The sequence below is a fragment of the Pseudomonas sp. HMWF006 genome (assembly GCF_003061205.1).
Taxonomy (GTDB): domain Bacteria; phylum Pseudomonadota; class Gammaproteobacteria; order Pseudomonadales; family Pseudomonadaceae; genus Aquipseudomonas; species Aquipseudomonas monsensis.
Genome location: NZ_QAIU01000477.1, coordinates 1 through 9,479, shown reverse-complemented (window position 1 = coordinate 9,479; position 9,479 = coordinate 1). Strand labels below are relative to the sequence as shown.

Genomic DNA, 9,479 nt, shown 5'->3' with positions numbered 1-9,479 from the left:
ATCAGGTAGCGGTTGTAATCCCACTTCATCGCGACCGAGTAGAAATTGTCCTTGCCGCCATCGCTGTACTCGTAATCGGTACGGTTGAGCAGCGAACCCAGCGAGAACGCGCCCAGTTCGTCATCCCAGAACTGGTAACCCGGACCTGTACCGACCACGCGCTGACGCGACAGCTCTTCGACGTAATCCCGCTTGTAGTTCAGACGCCCCTGCCAGAACCACTTGTCGGTCAGGAAGCGGTCGAGGGCGTATTCGGCGCGCCAATTGTTAGTGGTGACCTGTTCGTCCTGCACTTCGCGGTTGTATTCGCCTTCGCCGGTGTGGCGCCAGCGACCATGACGTGCAGTGGTCTTGAAGTCGATGTCATAGTCGTCGGTGTCCTTTTCCGCGCGCTGATAATCCAGGGCGAGGCCGACGTTGCCCTTCCAGACCAGATCCTCGACCACCGGTTTCGGCTTGAGAATCTGCTGAATGCTCGCCAGCTCCACGGTTTTCGGTGCTTCGCCATTGGCCAGGGTGACCTTGCCGTCATCGGCTGCGGTCAGTGACTTGGCTTTTTCACCGGTATAAGCATCCTGTTTGACCAACAACTCTTGATCACTTTCCAGGGTCTTGACCTGTTTCCAGTCGATCGTGACTGCACCCGCATATTGGGTCTGGATCAGCAATTTGCCGCCATCGAACAGGGAAATTTTGCCACTGAGCTTGTCACCGTTCTTCAACCAGACGGTATCGGCAAGCAAGGGCGTAGACGCGCTGAAGACAGCAAGGCACAGCAAGGTTCTGGACAACATAAGCGGACTGAGGGCTCAGGATTGCAAAAAAAGATCGGCATTATCCGTAGGAATAATGCCCTGACAAGGACTGACCGGGCGATTTCCATTGAGTTCATTTCTCAATAGCGCTCCGAGGGATTACGCTTGAGTCATCAACATGAGCATGCTCAGGAACCGCGTACGTGACAGACCCGACCCACGCAGACGAAAGCGAAGCGCAAATCCGACGCACGGCCCTCTACTCGACCCTCGCCCAAGTGCCGGAAGGCAAAGTCGTCAGCTATGGCCAGTTGGCTGAACTGGCCGGTTTAGGGCGCGCCGCCCGCTGGGTCGGCCGCACCTTGAGCCAATTGCCGGGTGATACGCGCCTGCCCTGGCACCGCGTGCTGGGTGCCGGCGGTCGGATCAGCCTGCCGGCGGGCAGCCCTTCGGGCGATGAACAACGGGCAAGATTGCGCATGGAAGGCATCACCGTCCTGAACAATCGTGTGGATATTCAGCGCCATGGCTGGCGTCCGGTAGAGCACAGCGGTTAGAGTGCGCGCTTTGTTTTCGCAATCTTGAGGCAGACTTCAGCCCATGCCCCGTAAAACCTGGCGCGCCGCGCTAGCCGCTTATGCCAGTCCTTCGACGCTCGTGCTGTTGTTGCTCGGTTTCGCCGCCGGCCTGCCGTACATGCTGGTGTTCTCTACGCTTTCCGTCTGGCTGCGTGAAGCCGGTGTCGCCCGTGAAACCATCGGCTACGCCAGCCTGATCGGCCTGGCTTACGCGTTCAAATGGGTCTGGTCACCGCTGCTCGACCAATGGCGCCTGCCGTTGCTGGGCAAACTTGGCCGACGACGTTCCTGGCTGGTGCTGTCGCAGACACTGGTGATTCTCGGCCTGATCGGCATGGGCTTCTGTGATCCGCAGAAACACCTGTCCTGGCTGATCGCCATCGCCGTTGTCGTCGCCTTCGCCTCTGCAACCCAGGACATCGCGGTCGACGCCTATCGCCTGGAAATCGCCGATGACAGCCGCCAGGCCGCACTGGCCGCCAGTTACATGTCCGGCTACCGCGTCGCCGCCCTGCTGGCCACGGCCGGTGCACTGTTCTTTGCCGAAGGCTTCGGCTCGACCGGCTTCAACTATCAACACTCGGCCTGGACCGGCACCTATGCCCTGTTCGGGGTGCTGATGATCCCTGCCCTGCTGACCTCGCTGCTGATGCGCGAACCACCCGTACCGCTGCGCACGCAGTTGCAGGCCGGCCGCTACAGTTTTGTGCATCAACTCGCGTCGGTATTCGTACTGATCGTGTTACTGGTATCGGTACCGGCGATGTTCACCCAGCTCTACAACACCGACTTCGCCGAAGTGTTGTTTGGCACCATGAGCCCGCTCGACCTGTTGCTTGAAGACCGCGCCTTCCTGCGTGCGATCCTTTACACGCTACTCACCTGGATGTGCCTGTCGGCGATGGGTCGCCGTGGCCTGGCGCCGGTGCTGACTCCGGTCAACGACTTCATTCTGCGCTACCGCTGGCAGGCGCTGCTGTTGCTCGGACTGATCGCCACCTATCGGATGTCCGACACCGTGATGGGCGTAATGGCCAACGTGTTCTACATCGACCAGGGTTTCACCAAGGACCAGATCGCCAGTGTCAGCAAGATTTTCGGCCTGATCATGACCCTTGTCGGCGCGGGCATGGGCGGCCTGCTGATCGTGCGTTTCGGCATCCTGCCGATCCTGTTCATCGGCGGTGCGGCCTCGGCGGGCACCAACCTGCTGTTTGTGATGCTCGCCGACATGGGCCCGAACCTGCAGATGCTGGTGGTGACCATTTCCCTCGACAACTTCAGTTCCGGGCTGGCCACCTCGGCGTTCGTCGCCTATCTGTCGAGCCTGACCAACCTCAAGTTCTCCGCGACGCAATACGCCCTGCTCAGCTCGATCATGCTTTTGCTGCCACGCCTGATCGGCGGCTATTCCGGGGTGATGGTCGAGAAGTTCGGTTACCACAACTTCTTCATGATCACCGCGTTGCTCGGCGTACCGACCCTGGTGCTGATTGCCCTGCACTGGTTCCAGGAAAATCGCCGCGAGGGCCCTACGCCCACCCCCGAGCCGGTGCCGACGCCGGTTGCGGAAGAGTCGTAAGACATTTCACCCACGGCGGGAGGAATCCTGCCGTTGGACCTCACCGCCGGCCACGCTTCTGTACGTCAGCAAAACTCGCCGGTACACTGCTCCGTCATTTCCAGTCATAGCAACCGACAACGGCCAACCATGCGCACCAGTCAATTTTTGCTCGCCACACAGAAAGAAACGCCTTCCGATGCGGTCGTGATCAGCCATCAGCTGATGCTGCGCGCCGGCATGATCCGCAAACTTGCCTCGGGCCTGTACACCTGGCTGCCGATGGGCCTGCGAGTCATGCGCAAGGTTGAAGCCATCGTTCGCGAAGAAATGAACGCTGCCGGCTCTCTGGAAGTGTTGATGCCGAGCACCCAACCGGCCGAGCTGTGGCAGGAATCGGGACGCTGGGACGAATACGGCCCTGAGCTGCTGCGCATCAAGGATCGCCACGGTCGCGACTTCTGCGCGGGCCCGACCCACGAAGAAGTGATCACCGATCTGATGCGCAACGAGTTGAGCAGCTACAAACAGCTGCCGATCAACCTGTACCAGATCCAGACCAAATTCCGTGACGAAATCCGCCCACGCTTCGGTTTGATGCGCGGCCGCGAATTCATCATGAAGGACGCCTACTCCTTCCACGCCGACCAGGCATCGCTGCAGGTCACCTATGACCGCATGCACCAGGCGTACTGCAACGTGTTCACCCGCCTGGGCCTGAAATTCCGTCCGGTTGAAGCCGACAACGGCTCGATCGGTGGCGCCGGTTCGCACGAATTCCACGTACTGGCCGAATCCGGCGAAGACGATATCGTCTTCAGCAACGGTTCCGACTACGCGGCGAACATCGAAAAAGCCGAAGCGGTGCCACGCGAAACTTCGCGCGCCGCTCCGACCGAAGAGCTGCGCCTGGTCGATACGCCAGACACCAAGACCATCGCGGCGCTGGTGGAGAAATTCAATCTGCCGATTGAAAAGACCATCAAGACCCTGATCGTGCGCGCCGAAGAAGAAGGCAAGCTGATCGCGCTGGTCATCCGTGGCGACCACGAACTCAACGAAATCAAGGCTGCCCAGCAACCTGGCGTGGCCAGCCCGCTGGTCATGGCTACCGATGCCGAACTGCGTGACGCCATCGGCGCCGGCGCCGGTTCCCTCGGCCCGCTGAACCTGCCATTGCCAATCATCATCGACCGCTCGGTCGAGCTGATGAGCGACTTCGGTATCGGCGCGAACATCGACGACAAGCACTACTTCGGCGTGAACTGGGAGCGTGACCTGCCGGTTCCGACCGTCGCCGACCTGCGCAACGTCGTGGCTGGCGATCCAAGCCCGGACGGCAAAGGCACCCTGGAAATCAAGCGCGGCATCGAAGTCGGGCACATCTTCCAGCTGGGCAACAAGTACAGCAAGGCGATGAAGTGCGAAGTGCTGGGCGAGAACGGCAAGCCTGTCACCCTGGAAATGGGTTGCTACGGCATCGGCGTGTCCCGCGTGGTTGCCGCCGCCATCGAGCAGAACAACGACGAAAACGGCATCATCTGGAGCGACACCCTGGCACCGTTCCAGATCGCTCTGGTACCGCTGCGCTATGAAACCGAGCAGGTGCGCGAAGCCACCGACAAGCTGTACGCGGAACTGACCGCTGCCGGCTTCGAAGTGCTGCTGGACGATCGCGACAAGAAAACCAGCCCGGGCATCAAGTTCGCGGACATGGAGCTGATCGGCATTCCGCACCGGATCGTGGTCAGCGACCGCGGTCTTGCCGAAGGCAACCTGGAATACAAGAGCCGTACCGAGGCCGAAGCGCAAGCGCTGCCGGTCGCCGATGTAGTGCCCTTCCTTCAGGCCCGTATCCGCCGCTGATTCCAGATAGAGACCTCATGTTCAAGCGAAACACCTTGGGCCTCGGTGGCACCGCCCTGTGCGGTGCCCTGCTGGTCAGCGGCTGTGCCAATCACATGTCACAGCGCAGCGAGCACGAAGAGCGGGTCGAGCGCAAACTGCTCGACCACAGCCTGCAGATCGATGTCGGTGAGCCCAAGGAGCTTGAGCTGCCGCAGCGACGCGTGAAAATCAACGAACAGAAGACCTTCGAAGTCACCGAGTTCGAAGTCACCCGTCGTTACGACCGTTACACGCCTTACCAACCCTGGCGGGAGGTCTACGAGATTCCGCTCGGCGCGGTGGCCGTGGTGGCCGGTATCGGCGCGAATGTGGTCAATGTCTTCGCTCTGGGTAACCTGCCGGACAGCGTGACCAAGGATTGGCTGAACTACGGCATTGCCGGGGTCAACCCGTTCATGAACGTGCAGTCCCATGGGCGTGCGCAACAGAACCTGGCCGGTATAGATGAAGTCCAGCGCGACAAGCGCATGGAGTATTCGAGCCTGCCGTGGAGCGAGCGGCCGGTGCAGGTCAAGGCCGGCAAGCAGACCTTCGACATGACCACCGACCGCAACGGCGTGCTGCGCCTGAACCTGCTGGACAGTCCGTTCGCCGAAAATGACCTCAATCATGTCGGCAAACTGCAGATCAGCGTCGAGGACGGCAAGGATGACGTGCACAGCGACTCGTCCCTGACCATCAGCAGCCACCTGCGCAGCAAGTTGCTGGAAGCGCACGGGCTGATTTACGACGATCTGGAAGACGACGAAGTGAGTCAGTGGGTCCACCGGGTCAAACGTCTGTCGGAACTGGGGCTGGAAGAAGAAGCCAGCGAGCTGGAACAAAGCCTGATCGAACTGACTCGTAACGATCCTGAGTTGCAGACCGAGTTTCTCAAGTCGCTGACCAAGGATGCCGGGCGCCTGGTGGCGGATCCGGGACCGAATTAAAAGCTAAAAGCATCGCGGGCAAGCCCGCTCCCACAGCGTTTAATGGTGAAACACACATTGTGTGAACTCCAAAAATCCCTGTGGGAGCGGGCTTGCCCGCGATGACCATCCGAAATTTGTCGCAAAACTACCGCTCAAACAACTCCATCTGCTCAAACCCGCCGCGCAAATCCTCCAGCCTTACCCCGACCCCGAGCAACCGCACCGGTTTCCCGCCGCGATTGAACGCCTGCGTCAGCATCAACTGATAACTGCCCAGATCGCGCCCTGCCCCGGCCTGCTCCAGCGTGGTCTGGGTAAAGTCATGGAATTTCACTTTGACGAATGGCTTGCCCGGTCGATAACTGCTGTCGATGCGCGTCATGCGGGTTTTCAGGGTTTCCAGCAGTTCGGGCAATTTATCCAGGCAACTGCGCAGATCCGGCAGATCAACGTCGTAGGTGTTTTCGACGCTGATCGACTGACGCCGACTGTCATTGTGCACTTGCCGGTCATCAATCCCACGGGCCAGGCTCCAGAGTCGCTCGCCAAAACTGCCGAATTCGCGCACCAGCGCCAGCTTTCCCCACTCACGCAACTGCTGGCAGTCGACGATACCAAGCTTGCCCAGCCGGTCGGCGGTGACCTTGCCGACGCCGTGCAACTTGCTCACTGGCAAACCGCTGACAAAGTCCTCGACCTGGTCCGGGGTGATCACGAACAAGCCGTTGGGCTTTTTCCAGTCGCTGGCGATCTTTGCCAGAAACTTGTTTGGCGCCACGCCGGCGGAAACGGTGATGTGCAACTGATTGGAGACGCGTCGGCGGATGTCCTGGGCAATGCGCGTGGCACTGCCGCCGAAATGCGCGCTGTCAGACACGTCGAGGTAAGCCTCATCCAGCGACAGGGGCTCGATGAGGTCGGTGTAGTCGGCAAAGATCGTGTGAATTTCCTTCGATGCTTCCCGGTACGCATCCATGCGCGGCTTGACGATGGTCAGGTCCGGGCACAGCTTCAAGGCATGCCCGGAGGCCATGGCCGAGCGCACGCCGTACGCCCGCGCCTCATAGTTACAGGTGGCAATCACCCCGCGCCGGTCCGCCGACCCTCCCACTGCCAATGGCTTGCCCGCCAGCCGCGGGTCATCGCGCATCTCGATGGCGGCGTAGAAACAGTCACAGTCGATGTGGATGATTTTTCGCTGAGTCATGTCAGAAAAGGGAACGTGGCGAACCGGATCAGCAGTATCTCACTGAGAACTGTATATAGCACCAGTGGTTTGAATGTTCTGTCCCAGCGGTAGGAAAAGTCCTTTAAATTTGTTTTTTCAATTGAAACTGAGCCCCCAATAGAGCTGAAAGCCTTGCCCCACCTGCCCTACGGCAGGACAAGACACCTGTGAAGGAACGCTAACCGATTGAACCTCAAGAGATTTTATCCAAATCTAGGTTGACACTCCGGCGATCCTCTGTAGAATGCCGACACACAGACGCGGGATGGAGCAGTCTGGTAGCTCGTCGGGCTCATAACCCGAAGGTCGTCGGTTCAAATCCGGCTCCCGCAACCAAACATCAAAAAAGGCTACTCGAAAGAGTGGCCTTTTTTGTGCGCGTGTGTTTTTTTGCAGATCGACCTGCCCACAATGCTGCAGGCAAACAGGAATTCGTTGTATTTCCGAAACTTAACCCATGACCTGCGACCGTTTGCCGCGATTTCACGCTTATTTGACCCTTTTCGGGATTAGCGGTTGACACTCAGCCGTTCGCCTGTAGAATGCCGCCACACAGACGCGGGATGGAGCAGTCTGGTAGCTCGTCGGGCTCATAACCCGAAGGTCGTCGGTTCAAATCCGGCTCCCGCAACCAAACATCAAAAAAGGCTACTCGAAAGAGTGGCCTTTTTTGTATCTGTTGAAAAAGTCCTTTCGCAACAATGATCTGTCACTGTGCAGTGAATCGTCCAGGATCATCAGACCCGCCCACTTGCGACTATGCTTTGCGTCGCGGGCAAGCAGTCTGCAATCCATGACTGCCCTCGCCGATACCCGGTGAGAGGCGTAGTATTTTGTGATTATTTTTTTCTACAGGGATTGGTAACTTGGCTGGATACCCCCATCCTGTCGCGCACAATCCAAGAGGTGATTGATGCGCGCCAACTCGTCTGATCCACAAGACACCGTCACAGCGGAAAATCCGATCAAACCCGAGCGTTTGCGCTTGCTGGATCGGCTGAGCAAATACCGTCAACCCATCGGTCTGGTGGTCACGCTGCTGCTGTTTACGATTGCGCTGATTGCCTGTCGTCATCTGCTCGTCGAACTCGATCTCGACGCGCTGCACGACTCGATTCTCGACGTGCCGAAACCGGCCCTGCTCGGTGCATTCGGTGCCACCGTCGTCGGTTTCATCATTCTGCTGGGCTACGAATGGTCGGCCAGCCGCTACGCCGGGGTCACCTTGCCACCGCGCACACTGGCGCTGGGCGGCTTCACCGCGTTTGCGATCGGCAATGCCATCGGCCTGTCGCTGCTGTCCGGCGGCTCGGTGCGCTACCGTTTATACGCACGACTGGGACTGGGGGCGTCGGAAGTCGCGCACATGACCCTGTTTGCCAGCCTGTCGCTGGGCTGCGCATTGCCGCCACTGGCTGCGCTCGCCACGCTGAGCGACCTGCCCGCCGCGTCTCAGGCGCTGGGGTTGTCGCAAGGCCTGCTCGGCACCGTCGCGGTGACCGTGTTGTTGCTGGGCGCCATTCTCGCAATCGGCATCTATCGTCGGCGCCTGCCGGAACAACCCTACCGCGACAACCTGTTGGTCAAGGCTGGCCGCCGTACTCTGCGCCTGCCGGGCCGTCGCCTGACGTTCCTGCAACTGGTCATCACCGCGCTCGACGTGGCTGCCGCTGCCACCGTTCTGTACCTGTTGCTGCCGGAAGCACCGCCGTTTGGCGCTTTCCTGCTGGTGTACCTGCTGGCCCTGGCGGCGGGTGTACTCAGCCATGTCCCGGGTGGCGTGGGGGTGTTCGAAGCGATTCTGCTCGCCGCCTTCGCCGATAAACTCGGCGCCGCGCCTCTGGCTGCTGCGCTGCTGCTGTATCGGCTGATCTACGTGGTGCTGCCGCTGCTGGTGGCCTGCGTTCTGCTGCTGATCAACGAAGGTCAGCGCCTGTTCCAGACCCAGACCATGCGCGCCGCGTCTGGCCTGGCCGCGCCGATTCTGGCGGTACTGGTGTTCCTGTCCGGCGTCGTGCTGCTGTTCTCCGGCGCCACACCGGAAATCGACACTCGCCTTGAACACATCGGTTTCCTGATCCCGCATCGCCTGGTCGACGCCTCGCACTTCGGCGCCAGCCTGATCGGCGTGCTCTGCCTGCTGCTGGCCCAGGGCCTGCGTCGGCGCCTGTCGGCCGCGTGGATGCTGACCACCATTCTGTTGCTGGTGGGCGCCCTGCTCTCGCTGCTCAAAGGCTTCGACTGGGAAGAAGCGACGCTGATGACGCTGACGGCGGCCCTGCTCGGGGTGTTCCGTCGCTCCTTCTATCGTCCGAGCCGCCTGACCGAACTGCCCTTCTCGCCGCTATATCTGGTGTCCAGCCTCTGCGTGCTGGGCGCCTCGACCTGGCTGCTGCTGTTCGCCTATCAGGACGTGCCGTACAGCCATCAGCTGTGGTGGCAATTCACCCTCGACGCTGACGCCCCACGGGGTCTGCGTTCGCTGCTCGGTGCCGCCGTGCTGTTGCTGGTGATTTCCCTGACCTGGCTGTTGCGCAC

General features: G+C 60.2%; 7 protein-coding genes and 2 tRNA genes. 7 read left to right on the top strand and 2 right to left on the bottom strand.

Annotated features, from left to right (window positions below):
* Positions 1 to 794, bottom strand: a 794-nt coding sequence (locus tag DBR24_RS20835; RefSeq protein WP_146189094.1) for a DUF481 domain-containing protein, incomplete at its 3' end; no start/stop codon positions are given.
* A 164-nt stretch (positions 795 to 958) separates the two neighbouring features.
* On the opposite strand from DBR24_RS20835, the gene DBR24_RS20830 reads away from it, so the two are divergent.
* The 4 genes from DBR24_RS20830 to DBR24_RS20815 all read left to right on the top strand — a co-directional run bounded on the left by DBR24_RS20830 (position 959) and on the right by DBR24_RS20815 (position 5,731).
* Positions 959 to 1,312 (top strand): MGMT family protein, encoded by a 354-nt coding sequence (locus tag DBR24_RS20830; RefSeq protein WP_123465216.1) that lies wholly within the window; start codon positions 959 to 961, stop codon positions 1,310 to 1,312.
* 43 nt (positions 1,313 to 1,355) lie between these two features.
* The gene (locus DBR24_RS20825; protein WP_128615700.1) at positions 1,356 to 2,915 is read left to right on the top strand and encodes an AmpG family muropeptide MFS transporter; all 1,560 of its coding nucleotides are present in this window, start codon (positions 1,356 to 1,358) and stop codon (positions 2,913 to 2,915) included.
* 129 nt (positions 2,916 to 3,044) lie between these two features.
* Positions 3,045 to 4,760 (top strand): proline--tRNA ligase, encoded by a 1,716-nt coding sequence (locus DBR24_RS20820; RefSeq protein WP_123465212.1) that lies wholly within the window; start codon positions 3,045 to 3,047, stop codon positions 4,758 to 4,760.
* A gap of 17 nt (positions 4,761 to 4,777) precedes the next feature.
* Positions 4,778 to 5,731: a hypothetical protein gene (locus tag DBR24_RS20815; RefSeq protein WP_128615699.1), complete on the top strand. Its 954-nt coding sequence runs from the start codon at positions 4,778 to 4,780 to the stop codon at positions 5,729 to 5,731.
* A 127-nt stretch (positions 5,732 to 5,858) separates the two neighbouring features.
* Here DBR24_RS20815 and dinB read toward each other — a convergent pair whose 3' ends face one another.
* A complete protein-coding gene (dinB, locus tag DBR24_RS20810) occupies positions 5,859 to 6,920 on the bottom strand; it encodes a DNA polymerase IV (RefSeq protein WP_128615698.1) in 1,062 nt (353 codons plus the stop codon).
* Positions 6,921 to 7,200: 280 nt separating this feature from the next.
* Here dinB and DBR24_RS20805 point away from each other — a divergent pair.
* From DBR24_RS20805 to DBR24_RS20795, 3 genes are all read left to right on the top strand, one after another.
* Positions 7,201 to 7,277, top strand: a tRNA-Met gene (locus DBR24_RS20805).
* A 221-nt stretch (positions 7,278 to 7,498) separates the two neighbouring features.
* A tRNA-Met gene (locus DBR24_RS20800) sits at positions 7,499 to 7,575 on the top strand.
* A 279-nt stretch (positions 7,576 to 7,854) separates the two neighbouring features.
* The coding region (locus tag DBR24_RS20795; protein WP_146189093.1) for a lysylphosphatidylglycerol synthase domain-containing protein at positions 7,855 to 9,479 on the top strand (1,625 nt) is incomplete at its 3' end.

What these genes read in the sequence shown, in the direction of transcription:
- DBR24_RS20825 (WP_128615700.1), top strand. Translation starts at nt 1,356, where the DNA reads ATGCCCCGTAAAACCTGGCGCGCCGCGCTAGCCGCTTATGCCAGTCCT.
- DBR24_RS20820 (WP_123465212.1), top strand. Translation starts at nt 3,045, where the DNA reads ATGCGCACCAGTCAATTTTTGCTCGCCACACAGAAAGAAACGCCTTCC.
- DBR24_RS20815 (WP_128615699.1), top strand. Translation starts at nt 4,778, where the DNA reads ATGTTCAAGCGAAACACCTTGGGCCTCGGTGGCACCGCCCTGTGCGGT.
- dinB (WP_128615698.1), bottom strand. Translation starts at nt 6,920, where the DNA reads ATGACTCAGCGAAAAATCATCCACATCGACTGTGACTGTTTCTACGCC.